The sequence below is a fragment of the Bacteroidota bacterium genome (assembly GCA_018266835.1).
GTDB lineage: Bacteria > Bacteroidota > Ignavibacteria > Tepidaquicellales > Tepidaquicellaceae > JAFDZO01.
Genome location: JAFDZP010000002.1, coordinates 1377344 through 1396318 on the forward strand (window position 1 = coordinate 1377344; position 18975 = coordinate 1396318).

At 35.2% G+C, this 18975-nt stretch carries 13 protein-coding genes; 5 read left to right on the forward strand and 8 right to left on the reverse strand.

What is annotated here, in order from left to right; translation table 11 throughout:
* The first annotated feature begins 3 nt into the window (after window positions 1-3).
* Window positions 4-321: a VOC family protein gene (locus JST55_07805; protein MBS1493398.1), complete on the forward strand. Its 318-nt coding sequence runs from the start codon at window positions 4-6 to the stop codon at window positions 319-321.
* Between the two features lie 10 nt (window positions 322-331).
* Here JST55_07805 and JST55_07810 read toward each other — a convergent pair whose 3' ends face one another.
* Window positions 332-1057 (reverse strand): DUF4239 domain-containing protein, encoded by a 726-nt coding sequence (locus JST55_07810; protein ID MBS1493399.1) that lies wholly within the window; start codon window positions 1055-1057, stop codon window positions 332-334.
* Between the two features lie 328 nt (window positions 1058-1385).
* On the opposite strand from JST55_07810, the gene JST55_07815 reads away from it, so the two are divergent.
* On the forward strand, window positions 1386-2177 hold the full coding sequence (locus JST55_07815) for an acyltransferase (protein ID MBS1493400.1): 792 nt from the start codon (window positions 1386-1388) through the stop codon (window positions 2175-2177).
* A 141-nt stretch (window positions 2178-2318) separates the two neighbouring features.
* Here the strand turns inward: JST55_07815 and JST55_07820 are convergent, their stop codons facing one another.
* The 7 genes from JST55_07820 to JST55_07850 all read right to left on the reverse strand — a co-directional run bounded on the left by JST55_07820 (window position 2319) and on the right by JST55_07850 (window position 14699).
* A complete protein-coding gene (locus JST55_07820; protein MBS1493401.1) occupies window positions 2319-2678 on the reverse strand; it encodes a hypothetical protein in 360 nt (119 codons plus the stop codon).
* Between the two features lie 175 nt (window positions 2679-2853).
* Window positions 2854-4980: a T9SS type A sorting domain-containing protein gene (locus JST55_07825; protein MBS1493402.1), complete on the reverse strand. Its 2127-nt coding sequence runs from the start codon at window positions 4978-4980 to the stop codon at window positions 2854-2856.
* Between the two features lie 166 nt (window positions 4981-5146).
* Window positions 5147-7246, reverse strand: coding sequence for a T9SS type A sorting domain-containing protein (locus JST55_07830; GenBank protein ID MBS1493403.1), 2100 nt, complete (start codon window positions 7244-7246; stop codon window positions 5147-5149).
* A 127-nt stretch (window positions 7247-7373) separates the two neighbouring features.
* Entirely contained in the window at window positions 7374-9479 is a 2106-nt protein-coding gene (locus tag JST55_07835; protein MBS1493404.1) for a T9SS type A sorting domain-containing protein, read from the reverse strand.
* A 9-nt stretch (window positions 9480-9488) separates the two neighbouring features.
* Window positions 9489-11012 carry a T9SS type A sorting domain-containing protein gene (locus tag JST55_07840; protein ID MBS1493405.1) on the reverse strand — a complete coding sequence of 508 codons (1524 nt, stop codon included), beginning with the start codon at window positions 11010-11012 and terminating at the stop codon, window positions 9489-9491.
* Between the two features lie 75 nt (window positions 11013-11087).
* Entirely contained in the window at window positions 11088-13271 is a 2184-nt protein-coding gene (locus JST55_07845; protein ID MBS1493406.1) for a T9SS type A sorting domain-containing protein, read from the reverse strand.
* 60 nt (window positions 13272-13331) lie between these two features.
* The gene (locus JST55_07850; protein MBS1493407.1) at window positions 13332-14699 is read right to left on the reverse strand and encodes an MBL fold metallo-hydrolase; all 1368 of its coding nucleotides are present in this window, start codon (window positions 14697-14699) and stop codon (window positions 13332-13334) included.
* Between the two features lie 281 nt (window positions 14700-14980).
* On the opposite strand from JST55_07850, the gene JST55_07855 reads away from it, so the two are divergent.
* The 3 genes from JST55_07855 (at window position 14981) to mnmG (ending at window position 18959) form a co-directional block, all read left to right on the forward strand.
* Complete coding sequence (locus JST55_07855) at window positions 14981-15814, forward strand: hypothetical protein (GenBank protein MBS1493408.1); 834 nt, start codon at window positions 14981-14983, stop codon at window positions 15812-15814.
* Window positions 15815-15824: 10 nt separating this feature from the next.
* Window positions 15825-16856 carry a T9SS type A sorting domain-containing protein gene (locus tag JST55_07860; protein MBS1493409.1) on the forward strand — a complete coding sequence of 344 codons (1032 nt, stop codon included), beginning with the start codon at window positions 15825-15827 and terminating at the stop codon, window positions 16854-16856.
* A gap of 204 nt (window positions 16857-17060) precedes the next feature.
* Window positions 17061-18959, forward strand: coding sequence for a tRNA uridine-5-carboxymethylaminomethyl(34) synthesis enzyme MnmG (mnmG, locus tag JST55_07865; protein ID MBS1493410.1), 1899 nt, complete (start codon window positions 17061-17063; stop codon window positions 18957-18959).
* Window positions 18960-18975 lie beyond the last annotated feature (16 nt).

The following is an 18975-nucleotide window of genomic DNA, read 5'->3' on the forward strand; positions in this document are numbered from 1 at the left end:
ATAATGAAATTCGAATTCAGCCCTTTTGTAGCAGTTGAAGTTAATGATTATGAAAGGGCATGTGATTACTATGAGAAAATTCTGGGTATGGAGCTTGTTAAGAAGCATCCGGTTGAATCTCATTTTAAAAGCGGCGAAATGAATTTTTTTGTATCGGGCACTGAGAAGAAAGAAATTTTTTTCGAGTTCAGAGTTGAAGATGCTGCAGAAGCAAAAAAACTGCTTGAGAAGAACGGATGCAAGGTTACAAATGTTTACAGCGAGAAAAGTTTTTTAGTGAGTGACCCCTTCGGTTTAAATTATCACATCTTTCAGGAATAACAAGATTAAGTCATAATCCGTTTATTACCTGCATCACAACATCAAATGCATGCGTAGTTATTTTATCGCTTCCCGAAAATGGATGGTCAAGATCATATATCAAAAATAACAGAAGCGCATTTACCGAGCATAGAGTACCGACAAGAGTATAGTGCACTGCTGCGTTTTTCATTCCGAAAAAATAAGTGAAACCTACCGATACAACACCTCCGATTATCAGAACAATCCATATTATAATAGGAACATTATTGGTTGCAGCTAAAATTCTTAATCTTCTTAATTCACTCAGTTGATTTAATCTGTCGATTGATTCCTCGTAGAATTTTGAATTCAAAGCAAACTGCTTATCTACTTTAGCATACAAATCAAAAAGCTTTGTCACAACCTTTGTTGCGCGGAAATCAAATTCACCTGCGGGAAGTTTCTGCCACTCGGCATTAACAACGATATCGATATATTCCTTTACGGCATTTTTTATTTCTGTTCCGGATGGTTCAGGGAATTCCTGTGCATTAAAATATAACAGGTAAGTTTGTGTTGCTTCCATTTCTATATCTCGGGTTGAGGAATCAAATTCAGTCCAGGTTACGAATACTACAAAAGCAATGAGCACGGCATAGAGTAAACCAAAGGCATTAAAAAAGAATCCCCCGACTTCATGATTATCTTTCAAATAATCTTCGGTATATCTTTTTCTTACAAACTTCAATCCCAGGGTGGAAAGTAATACTGACATTATAATTATAAGGGGAACGGCTAGATATAAAGGAAGGTCTAGTAAAAATTTCATGCGTTCGTATTTTTTGAAATATATCAAATTTCTTTTTAAAAATTGGTGCGTATAAATTCCTATTAATTCAAGGGGCAAAACTTACGCCCCCTCGTAAGTTTTCACGTAAATTTATGATATTACAAATACAATTTTAGTAATGTAAATATGTAAAGCACTTAATACTTGTTACCACCTATTACCACTAATAGGTAATATTTCTTATTAGATATATTCCATGGGTAAAAATACTTAATTTATAATAATAGCATTTTCTAAATTAATTCTTTTAATTATGAAAATCGGATTCTTTCAGTTTCAGCCCACACAAAACGACGTTAAAGCAAACGCCGAAAAAATTTACGACTCTCTCATAGATAAAGATTTTGATTTAATAGTTCTGCCGGAGCTTGCCAACTCAGGCTATATGTTTTCAAGCGCAGATGAACTTGACCACGCTTCAGAAAATATTCCCAGCGGAGTTTTCTCACAAACCATGCTTGAGCTTGCCAAAAAGAAAAATGCTTATATAGTCTCGGGAATCTGTGAAAAATTTATTTTTGAATATTTCAATTCTTCAATTTTATATTGTCCTGACGGTACATATAAAATCTATCGCAAGCTTCATTTGTTTGATTCAGAAAAAAAATGGTTCACTCCCGGTAATATGCCGCTTGAGGCATACGAAATTCATCTTACAAAAATTGGAATGATGGTATGCTTCGACTGGATTTTTCCCGAGACTGCGCGAACACTTGCTCTCAAAGGAGCAAAGATAATCTGTCATCCGTCTAACCTTGTTATGCCTTACTGCCAGCAGGCAATGTTCACAAGAGCTTTAGAAAACCATGTCTTCACAATTACCGCTAACAGAATCGGCAGCGATAAAGACAGCAGCGGCAATGAATTATTTTTTACGGGTGAGAGTGTTATTGTTTCTCCTAAAGGAGAATATCTTGCAAGGGCATCAAAGGATAAAGAGGAATGTATTATAGTAGATATAAATATTTCTGAAGCGGACGATAAAAATATAAACGAAAATAATAACTTATTCGGTGACAGGAGAATGGGATTTTATGAGCTGTGAAATCTAATCACTGATTACACTGATTTTCCATGATTGAAATGATTTTGAATCGTTTTAAAATTTAATTGCCTAAAATCATTTGTACCCATAAATATTTTCTTTAAAATCATTTTACATCTGTGTAATCAATGATTCTAATTTTCATTCCCACTCTTTGCACATTGAATAATAAGTTTTAGATTCGCCTGTTATTCTTCCGAAAGATATTATATAGTGAGTGGAATCTTTCAGGTCGTAAAAGACGGGACTTGATTCATCGTAATTTTTGAATACCTCTGATAAGCTGGACGGGTAACGGTGGTGTTTTTCTTTGAAAGCTTCTATCTGTTCAATATATTTCTCAGCGCTTTTTCTGAACCGGGATTCTTTTGCGGGAAAATCTATAAAAGAAGCTACCGATAAGAAAAACCAAAATGCAAAAACGATCAGATATATTTCACTTCTTGTAATCATATCTTCACACATAAAATTAAACTGAACACCTTTTAAAAAAGTGCCCAAAGGTTAAAACTTTAATGTGTAATTCCAATCGTATTACAAGGTAGTGAGAAAGAACGCTAATAACAACTTGAATCACTGATTACACAGATACAGTATCACTCGAATGATAAGTGAACATCTTTTAAATATTAATTATATCCATCATTTCCAATCAGTGTAATCAGCGGTTAAAGATTTACTTTATTAAAACCATCTTCTTTGTCTCTGTAAACCCATCTGTTTTCAGAGTGTAAAAATAAATTCCGCTTGGCAGATTAAATTCTGTTGAATTAAAATCCATAGCATAGCTTCCCGCATTTTGTTTTTCGTTAACAAGTGTAGCAACTTCTTTCCCGAGTAAATCATAAACTTTCAGCGATACAAATCCTGAAGATTTTATTTCGTAATTTATTTTTGTAGTAGGATTGAACGGATTGGGATAATTTTGGTGAAGTAGAAATTGTTCAGGTATTTGTGATGAAATCTGAGAAGCGAATATACTACCGCCGGTAGTGGTTTTAATTATTACTCCCCCGGAACCGACGATCCAACCGGTGTTATCATTTACAAAATTAATTGAATTTAATTGAGTTCCCGATAGATTACTTACATCAAACCAGGTTTCGCCCGTGTTAGTTGTTTTTATAATTTTTCCATCGTCACCAACGCACCAACCTGTCAATTCGTTTGTGAATTTAATATCGTTCAGCCAATCAGAAGAATGAACGGTCCGCCAATTCATACCCCCATTAGTTGATTTCATTATTTTATTGCTAAGTATAAAGCCTGTGGTTGAGTTGATAAAGTTAACATGAAAACTCACTTCAGGAATTACAGCAGATGCCCAAGATGCTCCCCCATTATTTGTTATTTGAATTTTAGGGTTTTGATAATTCTCATGTGAAAGAACCCATCCCGTTGAAGTGTTTTTAAATTGGATATCTGTCAGATAATAACTTCCGGGTGAATTGACTGAAGTCCACGATGCTCCGCCATTTATAGTGCTTCTTATTCTTCCAATATCATCACAAACCCATCCGGTAGAATTATTTAAAAAAAACAAAGAATTAATTCTTACACCTCCTGATGCAAGAACTTCTGTCCAGCTCTGTCCAGCATTTGTGGATCTCAATATAAATGAAAAATAAGGAGGTATTCCACCGGGCGAATCAAGTAGATTTAGTAAAATATTTTCCGTAGAAAGAAATATTATTTTATCTGAATAAGCGGCTGAATATGAACCATACGAACTTTGTATCCAGTCTTCACCTCCAGTGCTGGTTTTTAAAATAAGATTATTCCATCCAACACAGATACCGGTTAAATCATTAATAAAATTTACACCGGAAAGAGTATTAAAAGCAGAAGTGTTTAAATGCGTTACATTCCAATTAATTCCCATATCAGTTGTTTTTAAAACAGAATTACTTTTAGACGAAGCGAACAAAGTTAATGAATCTATTACATAAAGTGATGTGAGGTATAGTGAACTATTGGCATAATATGAAATCCAGCTTTCCCCGCTATTTGTAGTTTTAAAAATTTTCCCTTCGCTTCCGCAGGTGTAACCTGTTTTATCATTTAAAAAATACAATGAAGTTAATACTCCTGCAGGTATATAATTTTGCTGAACAATCCAATTTATCCCCATATTAGTAGTTTTTAAAACCCTTGTTCCTTGCGCGCCCCAGCCCAACGAATCATTTATGAAAAACACTTGCCTCATATCACCAATAGTTGATATTGTTTCTATCCATGATACCCCGCCATCAGTTGTTTTGTAGTAATCGTTCGTTCCTGTAATTATACCTACATTGTCATTAAAAAAATTTATATCTGTCAGAGAACTCGATGTAGATTGTTGTCTTTGCACAAACCAATTTATACCGCCATTTGTTGTTTTTAAAATAGATAGACCATAACCGCATACAAATCCCGTTTGCGAATTAATAAATTTTATAGAACTTAAATTTGAAGAGAATAAGCTGTTTTGTAATATCCAATTTTGTCCACCGTTAATGGTTTTCAGAATTTTACCTGAACTTCCTGCAGCCCAACCTGTCAGTTCATTTAAAAAATAAAATTTGTTTACAGAAAATTCTAAGTTATTATATTGAAGTATCCAGTTTGATCCTTTGTCTATAGTTTTTAAAATTGTTCCGTTGTTACCACCTAACCAACCTGTATTTGAATTTATAAATGTTATACAGTTGAAGCTAGAACCGAAAGGATGCGGATTTTGTACAATCCACCCGCTTTGCCCAAATAAATTTCCCGTAGTTAAAAAAAAGACTAAACATAGAAATAACTTTTGCTTTTTCATAGCATTGTTATTTTAAATTTGAAGTGTATGAAAATGTAATGAAGAAAAGAAAAAATAGCAACTTAAATAATTAGTGCGTAAATAATTCGCAAAATTACAGAGAGGGATATATACTAAAATCCCTGATTACATTATCTTCATCAAAGCAATCAGGGATCTTTAAAATTTATTTTATTAAAACCATCTTCTTTGTATCAACAAACCCATCCGTACTCAATGTATAATAATAAATTCCGCTTGGCAGATTAAATTCTGTTGAATTAAAATCCATAGCATAGCTTCCCGCATTTTGTTTTTCGTTAACAAGTGTAGCAACTTCTTTCCCGAGTAAATCATAAACTTTCAGCGATACAAATCCTGAAGATTTTATTTCATAATTTATTTTCGTTGTAGGATTGAACGGATTGGGGTAGTTTTGGGAGAGGGAAATATTATCGGGTATAATATTCCCTATAGACCGAATAAAGGAAGTTCCTCCGCTGGTAGATCTGAGAATTATTCCTCCAGTTCCGCATATCCACCCGGTGTTTATATCGATGAAATGAAGACTGTAGAGCTGTTCATGAGTTCCGGTATCATATTTTTTCCAGTTAGCTCCTCCGTTTGTAGTTCGTACCAAAGCACCATTATCTCCGCAAGCCCATCCATAATTTTCATTCAGAAAATAAATCGTCCATAGAGGATCAATTGTAGCTCCATCTTGTGTAAACCAGTTTACTCCCCCGTTAGTAGTCTTATACACACCTCCAAAATATTTTGTAAGCCAGCCAGTAGTTTCGTTTACAAATGATATTGAATTTATCTGCCTTACTATCCCTCCCGGAGGAACATTATAATGTTCCCAATTAGATCCGCCGTTAGTGGTTTTTAAAATTTCAGAATTAGCATCACACATAAATCCCGTATTGGAATTTATAAATTGCAGCTGAAACGGACTCAAGCTTCCTGATGAACAAATTGTATCCCAATTAACGCCTCCGTCAGAAGATTTGTAAATTTTCCCATAATCTGTGCTGAACCAGCCGAGAGATTTATTTATAAAAAAAACAGGACGAATCTCGTCATAGCGGGTAAGGACAGATTTAATCCATGTAATTCCGCCGTCTTTTGTTCTCAGGATAAATGAACTATCGCTTATTGAATTATATCCTGCTATCCATCCATTTAATGAGTCAAGAAAGCACCCACTTTTAAAACTTAAATCTTCGTGAGTGCCGCTGTTCAGCGGGAGCCAGTTCACTCCGCTGTTGGTGGTTTTATAAATATTACCACCTCCGCCTGCAGCCCACCCTGTAGTATTATTTATAAAATTTATTGAAGCAAGATAATCACCTGTACCATTTGATTTTATCTGCCAGTGTTTTCCCGAATCCGATGTAAAAATTATTTTACCTCCATAGCCGACTGCCCATCCGACTACTCCGAAAAAATTTATAGAATATAATTCATCATAGATTTGCGTATTCTGCAGTATCCAGTTTACTCCGCTGTTAGTGGTATGTAATACCATTCCATTTTGACCGCAGATAAATACATTAAGTGAGTCCTGAATGAAAATAGAATTCAGTCTTCCTGTAACACCGCTTTGATGCATCTGCCAGGTGCTTCCGAAGTCAGTTGTTTTATAAATTCGTCCGGTATCACCTGAAGCCCACCCTGAGCCGTTCTGCATTAACTTAACTGAATAAAGTGCTGCGGGATTGCTGAGGACGGTTTGCCAGTTAATTCCACCGTTTGTGGTTTTTCCAATTACGCCAATATAGCTGCAAGCGACTCCGAGATTTTCATTATTAAAATGGAGAGAAGTAACTGCCGGAACGGATGCACCTGAGAGCCAGTTATTACCTCCGTTAGTTGTTCTGTAAATTCCGTTATCTCCTATCCATCCTGTGTTTTCATTAGCGAAAAAAATTGTACGGGGAAACTGTGAATAGCTTGGCAGCGAAAGAGGGAACCAGGAATTTCCTGAATCGGTGGTTTTGTATAATTTTCCGTTATATCCCACAACCCATCCTGTAGATGAATTCAAAAAATATAATGCAGACATGGTTTCATTTATTCCGACAACAAATGGAGTCCAGTTAATACCTGCGTTAGATGTTTTTAAAACTAATCCGGATTGGCCTGCTGCTAAAAAAGTCTGACTATTAATTATTGCTGAACCGTAGAGGTCTGAATTAGTCGGATAGGGTGATTGCTGAATCCATTGAGTGTATCCGAAATTTGAGATACACAATAAAATAATTACTAAAAGAATCTTTTTCATAAGATAAATTTCTCAAAGCTATTAATTTAACAGGTAAGAACAAAAGATTTTTTAAGCGAAAAACACAGAAAATAAACTGCTGTTAAATATGAAATAAACCCTAAAACTATAGCCTGTATTATAATTATTATTTCACCAGCACCATCTTTTTTGTCTCAGTAAATCCATCCGTTTTAAGAGTGTAAAAATAAATTCCGCTTGGCAGATTAAATTCTGTTGAATTAAAATCCATAGCATAGCTTCCAGCATTTTGTTTTTCGTTAACAAGTGTAGCAACTTCTTTCCCGAGTAAATCATAAACTTTCAGCGATACAAATCCTGATGATTTTATTTCGTAGTTTATTTTCGTTGAAGGATTGAACGGGTTTGGATAGTTTTGAAAAAGTGAAAAATTATCTGGAATGTTTGTGCTTACCTGCTTAACTCCGCTTGTTCCCCCTGTAGTAGTTTTAAACAATACTCCGTTTGTACCCCCAAGCCATCCGGTCATTTCATTAATGAAATAAAGAGAGTAAAAATTTCTTTTACTTAATATGTTTTCATAATTCCATGTAGTTCCGCCATCAATGGATTTGATTATTTTTCCCTGAACATCGTAACAAAACCCCGTGAGACTATTAATGAATTTAATTTCAGGCATAAATAATTTTATTCCAAATGAACTTAATTCGATGGTTGTCCAGTTACTCCCTCTATTAGTTGTTTTAAAGACCTGATTGGAATTGCAAACCCATCCTGTTTGTGGATTGATAAAGCTTACACTGTTGCTTATCATCAATGGAATGGAAGGTGTAATTGCTTGAAATGAAATTCCTCCATCAATTGTTATGTAGGTGTTGAATGTTCCTGCCATAAAACCAGTCGACGCATTTAAAAATTGTAACTTTGAAGTTGCATTTTGATATCCTTGAAACCAGTTTTCACCTCCATTTGTAGTCTTATATAATACACCGGATGTATTTACCATAGCCCATCCCGTCTGCTGATTTATGAAATATATATAATTGAAATCCGAGTTTATTCCAAAATTTAGTGTAAGCCAGTTTTGCCCTCCATTTGTTGTTTTATAGAGTGCACCTTGCGGACCTGAAGCCCAGCCGGTATTTACATCTGCAAAAGATAAACTGTAAATATTTGATGAACCCAGTGGAATGTTTACATTCCAAGTATTCCCTCCATCTGTGGATTTTAAAACTTCGTTAGGATAATTTCTGGCATATCCTGTTAATGAATTTAAAAACTGAACATTATAAAAAGATTTTGAAGTATTTAAAGAAAAATACGGAATCCAGTTTTCTCCCGCATTAGTTGTTTTGAAAATTGAGCCAAGCTCTCCTATACAAAACCCTGTACTTGAGTTAATAAAATTTATAAATTTTAAATTTATATTTTCATTATGAATATTTATATATTCCCAGTTGCTTCCACTGTTTGTGGTTTTCATCAAATAAGTATTGCCAATAAAAGAAAACGTTCCTACTGCATAGCCTGTTTGGGAATTTATAAATGAGCTTGAATAGGGAGTTATCCAGTATCCGGCCCCATTACCTAGCTCTGTCCAATTTACTCCGCCATTTGTAGATTTATAAAAATAATATCCGCTCGGTGCCCATGCATTTTGATTATCAAGAAAGTTTACATGATTTACAAAACCAATTGGTGTAGGACCGTTTGTCCAAGTCTGGCCCATATCTGTAGTACGAAGTTGTTGATTTTGACTAAAAATTACTACAGTGTTATTAGGCAGCTTATTCATGGTTTTCAGATTTGTGCTTCCGGAAAAAAGTAAAGTCCAGTTTAAACCTCCATTTGTAGTCTTAAGAACGTTTGCAGTATCACCGCAGATCAATCCGTTCATTTCATCCCAGAAAATTACACCATTGAGATCTTGATTGCTGACGCTTGATATTGAGACCCAGCTATCACCTCCATTTGTTGTTCTCAGTATTTTTCCTTTTGTGCCGACTGCAACTCCTGTTAGCACATTGACAAAGTAAACTGAATTTAAGTTGTAAGAGCCGTTAATTTCTTTTACGTTCCAATAAGCACCTCCTTCTTCAGTTTTCATAATTAAGCCCGAATTTCCCACAATCCACCCTGTGTAATTATCGATAAAGAAAATATCATTGTATTCGCCTCCAATAGGTGATGCATTCGGAGACTGCCATCCGCTTTGCCCGAAAACAATTTGTCCCCAGATAAAAAATAAAGTAATTATTATAAACTTTTTCACAGTAAAAATTTATTTTATTAAAATCATTTTTCTTGTCTCATTAAACTTCCCTGCATTCAAAGTATAAAAATAAATTCCGCTTGGCAGATTAAAGTCAGTTGAATTAAAATCTACAGCATAATTTCCTGCATTTTGCTTTTCGTTTACTAAAGTCGCAACTTCCTGCCCGAGCAAATCAAAAACCTTCAGGCTAACGAAATTCGTAATTTTTAATTCGTAATTAATCTTAGTAGTAGGGTTGAATGGGTTTGGGAAATTCTGATATAACTTATATGAAACAGTAGAAGATGTGTTCGGAATTTCCGTCAAATATTCTGTCATAGAGGAACCCATCAGGGCAATCCTGCCGTTTACATTTTGCTCCCATACAGCTCTGAATTTGTATGAGGGACCGATTATTCCGCTGCTGGGCAGTGTTTCACTTAAATCAACTTTTGAGTTTACGCTTGCATTGCCGATGTATTTTTTTCGGATTGTTGAACTGTTTTTTGAGCTATCACATTGTCCTATAAGTGTGATAAAGGTTGAATCAGCAGTTTTTGTAACACAGCCGAAACCATTAAAATGAAAATTATTACCGGCGGCGTTATTTGAAAAAATATATGGAAATATTACTCCTTTGCCGCCTGAATGACTTCCTGCTAAATTATTTGTAAAATTGTAAACGGAGGGGTTTGGAGCGGAATATGTGCCGCGGCAAGATTGTGTTGATACCCCGTAGTCAAACCCGATGTAATAGCCCCCAAATATGTCTCTGTTGTATCTCGGATTTTTTTGTGTTTCGGATAAATTTGATTCAAACAATGACTGCCATGTAATATCTGCTGTAGTAATATTAAAATTAAATGCCCTGTAATTCAACTTTGATAATGAAGGAGAGACTTCTTTTACAAAAGAAAATACATATAAAGTGCTTGCGCTGATAATCAAAGGTGAGGAACAGTTTTCGCTGATGCCGTCTGTAAGATTCTGTTCAGTGCCTATCCATGTTGAAGTTTCTGATTTATATCTTCTGAGAAACAAATCATTGCCTCTTTTAAAAATCAGAAAAGAAAAATTATATTGTAAAGGTGAAGTGTTGTTGTTCAGATATGCCGGAGTTGTTTCATCTTCATTTGTGCAGCCGGGGTATATTACAGGCGCTGACCAGCCTGCTCCGTTGTAAGTTGAATAATATATATCCCAGTTACCGTTTTTATTTGATTGCCATACAACCGTATTAATGCTGAATACAGGATTTATATTAAGCTCACCCTGGCTATTTGTTACAGGAACTTCCTGGCTGTAGCCTGTATAACTTGCTGTTCTGAACATTATATCCGATGAGCTGCCATTATGTCTCTCATAAAATAAATTTGCAGTTGGAGAGCTTAAATATTCATTTGCGAAAGTTGGATTTTTATAATCATAAGAAGGAGAAGATACTAAGGTATCGGCCTCCATAAAATAAACAGGAGACTGAGCCTTACAGTTATTTAGAGAGATATAAAGAAAGAGTGTAATAAAAGCAAAGAGAGTAAATGTGTTTTTCATAACCGCTCCTTTGAATTTAATTTTTAAAATTTGTTTTGTTTCCCAATATTGTTTATTGAGCAGTTCTAAATTTAATTATTTTACCAAAACCATTTTTCTTGTTTCATTAAACTCCCCCGCGTTCAGAGTATAAAAATAAATTCCGCTGGTTAAACCATATTTACCTGCATCAAATGAAGCCTCATAAACTCCTGCATTTTGAATTCCATTTATTAGTGTGGCAATTTCTCTTCCGGTAATATCAAATACAGAAATCTTTGCAAAAGTTTTTTGGTTCAGCTCATAAGTAAATTTTGTTGACGGATTAAACGGATTCGGATAATTTTGCGAGAGTGAAAAATTCTTCGGAATCTCAGATGAAATACTTCTAATATCATCTCCCCATCCCTGAACATAAACACCTGAATCTCCGCCGTAAAAGCAGCTGAATCCTCCCCATGCAAGAGAATATGCGCTTGTATCTTTAACATATTGAGTTGTATTTAATGAACTCCATTCTGGAGAGATAAGGCTTCCGTTAAAGATTAAAATTCCTCTGTAATTATTATTACCGGGATATTTTCCGGTGGCAAAAATTACTTCATAAGGTGAGTGCAAAACTCCTTCATTCTTTATTATATCATAATAATTAAGATTATCTGAAGCAATGCCGCTGTTTACTTTTACCCAATTATTGCCTTCATTTGTTGAATAGAATACTCCGCTTCCACTTGTACCTGCATAGATTCCGTTCCCCAATCCAATGCTTAAAATATTAGAGCCCGTCAGACCGTTATTTGCTTCTACCCAACTGCTTCCATTATTGGTAGATTTGTAAACACCGTGGTTATCGGTTCCAAGATAAATTGTACCTGAAATTACCTCCAATGTATTGATATGTGCACCTGCAGGATAACCGTTAATCAGAGTTTCCCAGTTTGTGCCTTCGTTAGTTGTTCTGTAAACTCCGCCGCCGTAAACATAAATTACTCCGTTAGATATTTTTACTCCTGTTACACTCGGAGTTGGTGAACCTAATTGAGTAAAGTTAGTTCCTGAATTTGTAGATTTGTATATATTTGAATTTAATAGTATATATAAATTACTTCCTGATAAAGTTAAGTCACTAACAGTTGATGGCAATGTTACCGGCAGCTGTATAAAATTCCATGAATCTCCTCTTGTTGTTGAGTTGTATAGTTGTCCGTTCGCTATTGCATATATGTTGGGTACGTTAATTTCAAGTTTTGAAACTTTTGAACCTATTGGGATTCCTTTAATTTCTCGCGACCAGTTTTGTCCAAGGTTTGTAGTTTTCCATAATCCCGGGTATCCTGATGTTGCTATGAATGACCCTTGTAGAGAATATAAATTATTATAATTAATCCCTGAGGAATTTTGCAGTGTAGTATTCCACGTTGCGCCGCCATCAGAAGAAACTGCTATGTAGTTAGATGTTCCTGAAATTGTAATATAGTTGAATGTTCCTATGTAAGAGTTGAATTGCGTATTTATTATTGAATGGGGATTTTGCGAGCATACAAATCTGAATGAATCTAAACCATTATTTGATTTATATAAACCGTATGTTGGAATTCCCCCCGCATATGACGCGCCCGATGCAAAAACATTTCCGACAGAGTTAATATATATTAAAGAGTAAGTTTCGTATGAAGGCATTCCTTCTGCTTTTTGCCAGCTTACACCTGCGTTTGTAGAACGGTATAGTCCCCGGTTAACGGAAATATTTGTATAACCTGAAGTGAAATACAAAATATTGTTTTCATCTATTTGTAAGTTTATACAATCAGTTTGCGGAGGAACGCCGTTATTTCTTGCGCTCCATGTAGATCCATTATCTGTTGAACAGTAAATTCCTTTGCTGGTAGATGCAAAGATGCTTCCGGGGACATTCTTAACAAATCCACTTATCGCAATTGTATCGGGCAGGCCTGAAGTTATTTTTGACCAGTTACTTAAATTTGTTTCTCGGTAGATTCCGTTAGCTGTTCCAACTAAGTAAACATTGTTTCCTGCATAAAATAAAATTGATGGAGAATCAGCAAAATGACCGCTCTCTATTTTTTCCCAGCTGTAAAACAATCCGTTACTTCTGTATAAGTCATTATTATAAAACATAAAGTAATCACCATTGTAACTGGTAAATAAATTATGTAATGGATAAGAAGTATTTGTTCTTGTCCAGGGACCGTAGGAATCAATCTGACAGTAAATAAAATTTGCGCAAAGCAAAATGAGTGTTAATATAATCTTTTTCATAAGGTGAGATGTAAAATTATTTAAATCTTTGATAAAACTTATTCAATCATTAAGATTTTATCAAGATAATTTATAATCCCTGTTCTTCTCCGGGGCGATTATTCTTTTCCCGGGATATTTTTTTACTGTGTCGTTTCCGAGCGAATTAATTGCATTTTCATCTCCGTGTACAATTATAATGGTATCAGGGTTTAAATGCTCAATCATTTTTTCCAGCTCTTCTTTTCTTGAGTGAGAAGAAAACCGGAAGTTTCCTATTTCGCATTTTACATCTATCGGACTTTCAAAACTATTTAAATAAAGCAGCTCATTATATCTGGCGTTCTTAATTAAATAGCCGGGAGTATCAGGGTCGCAGTAGCCGCAAACTGCAATTCCAAAATTTGCTCTTGGAAGAAATTGTTTTGCAATTGTGTAAGATGCAGTGCGCGGCATCATCATTCCGCTTGTAGCTATAACAATAGAAGGGTGCTTGTAAAAATCCCCTCTTACAGAATCTCTTCTGCCTAATAGCGTAAAGTCAATTTCCGAAAGTTTAAATCCTTTCTTTACTCTATTAATAGAGTAAATGTAGTCATCATAAACATCATTGATTGCTTTGGACATCGGACTGTAATAAACCGGCACGTGCGGAATTATATTCTTCTTCATTAATGTGTGCACACGCATAAGAATCTCCTGTGACTTCCCAAGCGCAAAAGAAGGGATGAGCACAGAGCCTCCTTTATTAATTATTCTATTAATAAAAGCGCCAAGTCTTTTCTCTTCATCTTTATAATCAGGATAATTTTCTGAAGCACAGTTTGTTGCTTCAGTGATGAGAATATCAATTTTATTTTTTGGTAATTCTGCTTTTGGAATGAGAGACTGATTTCTTAAATTAATATCTCCCGTGTAAAATATTTTTTTCCCGGCGGCATTAATTAATACAGATGCAGAGCCAAGAATGTGCCCCGCATCAAAGAATTTAAAACTAATTTTTTCGTTACCGGAATCATTAAGATGAATTTTCTCCTCGTAATCATAACGTTTCATTATCATAGGGATAATATCAAGTGTTTCTTCTTTATAATTACTTATCATGCTTTTATCAAATTCCAGTTCAAACTCTTCCCGAAGTATTCTGGTAGTATTGCTCAGCATAACTTCTGCCAGGGAAAGAGTGGCTTTAGTAGAATAAATTTTTGCATACGGAAAAAATTTTAGAAAATAGGGAAGCGAGCCGATGTGATCTGTATGAGCGTGAGTTATTATCAGATGGTCAATTTTTTCATTTTTTATAGATTCATAGTTGGGAAATGCTGAAGAGCCTTTTTTTCTTGGATGCAATCCTGAATCTAATACTATGTTAATCTCGTTTAAACTAAGTAAAAAGGAATTTGCGCCGATTTCGTTTCCACCGCCTAGTACATTAAAATTAATCTTCATTTTGTCAAAATAATTTATTATATAGTATGAATTAAGTCATTTATAGTTCAAGCACTTCTCAACTATGCAGTACTCTCTAATACTCTTTGGCGGGAGATTAAAATTATCGATAAATTAGGCACAATATCTGCAAATAAATAATTCGTTCTTTGGCATAGGTGTTGCTCTTATAGTGTTGTAGGAAACTTCTACAATAAATTCTGCAATTTAATTTTGTCTCTTGACTTTGTTTTTTAATATTGCGAATTTTGTTGTACAAGATATATACTACACTTTCGCGCATGACTGAAAATTTACTTAAGTTAGGATTCACCGAAAAAGAAGCCAAGGTTTTTCTTGTTCTTTTACGGGGAGATTTGATGGCAGCATCAGATGTTGCCAAAGAGGCAAATATAAGAAGAACAGATGTCTATGATATCCTAAACCAGTTTGTAAAATTAGGTTATATCAATGAAATAGATACGAACCGTATCACAATGTTTCAGATGATTGATCCTAGAATAATCGGTGATAAAGTTCAGGATGACACAATTAGAAAGGCGAATCTACAGGCTCAGAACGCAAAATCTGTTTTTGATAATCTTTTTCCACTATATAAATCAAAATTATCTTCAGATCAGGACTTTATTAATATAGAGCTTGTACGAGGACACAACAAACACAGAGATGCTAAGTTTGCTGAATATACAAAGCAATCAAAAAATGAAATTCTCTTAATGGTTAAGCTTGAAAACGATGGTATGATTTCAGATGATACGGATAAAATGATTAGTTCTTTCATAAAAAAAGGCGGAATATATAAATGTATCTACCAGCCATCAGAATATTTGAAATTCGTCGAGCAAAACAAGCTGGTAACTCTATCTTTTAAAGAGTCGTTAGAGATTTTTAAAAAATATGAAAAAAATGGTGAGCAGATAAAGTTTACAACAGAATCAATTTCTAATATCGCAATTTTTGACAGATATACCGTATATTTTAATATATTTGAACCTGTTTTACCGAAACACAAGCGTTCAGATATAGTAGTAAAAAACAAAGAACTTGCAACATTTTTAGCTAATACTTTCGAGTTTTATTGGGGGAATTCGAAAAAAATAAATGAATTAATTTAATAATATATTTATGAAAAACCAAATACTTACAAGCAAAGTTTTGAAGTTCAAGGTGATGTTTCTTATCTTCTCGTTGGTGATGATTATATCAATATTTCATCCCAATACATCCTCGGGCCAAACGACTACACTGAAGGGAACTGTATACATTTACACCGCAGAAGATGATACTCTCTCGGTAATTGCCACAAACGGAGTAATTAAGTTTTATTCCATTGATAATCAGGGTAACACGGTGCTTAAAGCCACTGCGACCTTAGACGCAAGTGGTAATTATGTAGCAACCGTTACAGGAACTCAAGACTTATATGGTGTCATTTTTCCAAATGACATAACAGAAGAAGATTATGTAGCATCATATTATCCGGGATGGTTAGATTTTGAAAGTGCTGATGCAATTTCAACTAACGAAGCTGTTAACGGAGTTATTGATTACGACTGGGGTGCTGTAGGAAAAGAGATTGTAGAAAGACCTTCAGGTGCAGAAACATATTCAGTATCAGGAAAGATAAACGCATTAACACCTTTATCACAGGATTTAATTCCAATGGTTTATTTAATGAGCGGCGAAAATGTAATTGCCAGCGCACCTGTTGGAACTGACGGAAGATATACTTTAAGCACATTTGCAAAAGGCAATTATGAAGTATTTACTTCAATCCCTGGATTTGCCAGCCAAACTAAAAATGTAGATTTAGGCACAACCAGAGGCGATATTAACTTTAATCTAGATGTTTACAGGGGGGAATCTGTTACATCACCGGTAAATTCAATTGCCGATAAGTTCACTTTAAATCAAAATTATCCTAATCCTTTTAACCCAACAACCAACATTAACTTTACAATTCCTACAACCGGAATAGTTAAACTGACAGTTTATAACTCACTTGGTAAAGAGGTTTCAAAATTAGTAAACGATTTAATGGAGCCGGGAACTTATGATATTCAGTTCAATGCTCAGAACTTAGCAAGCGGAATTTATTATTACACACTACAAGTTGGAAACAATGTAGTAACTAAAAAGATGAACCTCATCAAATAAAGTTTAAAAAATTGTAGTTCATAGGGGGAAGCCGGTGTGAGATTTATCTCGCATCGGCTTTGTTATTTTAAGGAAGTTGTTTATAGTTTGTTGTTCTGCATTTTTTCTCTCATCAAAGTTTATTAAATTTGTATTACAGATAATGTTTCACGTGAAACAACTTGGGTTTTGTTTCACGTGAAACATTTCTCATTATAAATAGATATGGAAAAATATTTCGACGTATTAGTAGTTGGTGCCGGTCATGCCGGTGTGGAGGCTTCGATAGCGTGTGCCAAAATGGGTCTCACGGTAGGACTTGTAACGATGGATTTAAATGCCATTGGACGCATGAGCTGCAATCCGGCTATTGGCGGTACTGCAAAAGGACACCTGGTTCGAGAAATAGATGCCCTGGGAGGCGTTATGGGTGAGCTTGCAGATAAGACAGGTATTCAGTTCAAGATGCTTAACAAGTCCAAAGGACCTGCAGTATGGTCACCCAGATGCCAGTCAGATAAGGATTTGTATTCCTTAGCGGCTGCCGAAATGGTGAAGTCGTTTTCCAATATTACGCTTGTTCAGGATACTGTAAAAGAACTGAAAGTAAAGAAATCAGATGGATTATACAAATATATAATACAAGGAGTTAAGACTGAGCTGGGTTACGAAATTAACTGTAAAGCAGTGGTCATTACATCCGGAACCTTCCTTAATGCCATTATGCATACGGGTACTACACAGATTGAAGGCGGGAGAATAGGAGAAAAGTCTGCTAAGGGTCTCTCCGACAATATGCTGGAAATGGGATTTACCACCGGACGCCTTAAAACAGGAACGCCTCCGCGATTAGATATTAACACAATAGATTTTTCCAAAACGGAAATTCAAGGCGGAGATGCTTTTCCAAAGCCATTTTCATTCAGAACGAAACCCCTCGATTTTCCGGCACAGCCTCAAATTGATTGCTTCCTTACATATACAAATGAACATACTCATGAAATCCTGAGAACGGGCTTTGAGGATTCGCCGATGTTTACCGGCAGAATAAAAGGAGTAGGACCAAGGTACTGTCCTTCGATAGAAGATAAGATTTCCAGGTTTTCTGAGAAGCCAAGGCATCAAATCTTTTTAGAGCCGGAGACATTGAACAGCGAAACGATTTACATGAACGGGTTCTCTACAAGCCTTCCAATTGATGTCCAGGAAAAGGCAGCGAGAACAATTGTTGGATTGGAAGATGTAAAGATAGTTAAAAAAGGGTACGCCGTTGAATACGACTTTTTCCCGACATATCAAACAAACCTGACCTTAGAAACTAAGTTGGTTGCAGGTCTTTATGTTGCCGGGCAAATAAACGGAACATCAGGTTATGAAGAAGCTGCAGCTCAGGGATTGATGGCAGGCATAAATGCTGCTCTTAAAATCCAAAAGAAAGAACCATTCATTCTTAAAAGAAGCGAAGCATACATTGGAGTTTTGATTGACGACTTAATTAATAAATGTCCCGAAGAGCCGTACAGGATGTTCACATCCTGCGCTGAGTACAGATTAATTCTGAGACAGGATAACGCTGATACAAGATTAATGAAGTACGGTTATGAACTTGGTCTTTTAGATTCTGAAACCTATTCAGCAATGGAAGCTAAGAAAGGATTAATAAAGGATGTAATAAGTTATTTCTCAACCAATACGCTCACTCCAAAAGATATTAATGAGTTCTTAAGAGCAAATAATTCATCGGAATTATCGCAAGGTGAATTTATTGCGAATCTTGTGCGAAGAAATGAAATTAAACTCACCAAATTAATTGATAAAACAATACTTAAGGAAAATAATTTGGTTCAGTCTGTTCTTTTAAATCAGGATGCACTTGAGCAGGTTGAAATTGAACTAAAATACAAAGGTTATATTGAAAGACAGATAGAACAGGTAAGCAATTTTAATAAGAATGAAGAAATAAAAATCCCTGAAGATTTTAAATACGAAAAGCTCCGTTCGCTTTCTGCGGAAGCGCGTGAAAAGCTTTCCACAATAAGACCCCATAATCTTGGACAGGCGATGCGAATCGCCGGAGTGCGCCCTTCTGATATCTCTGCTCTCCTTGTTTACATGAGAGGGTAACCATATACTTTATGTA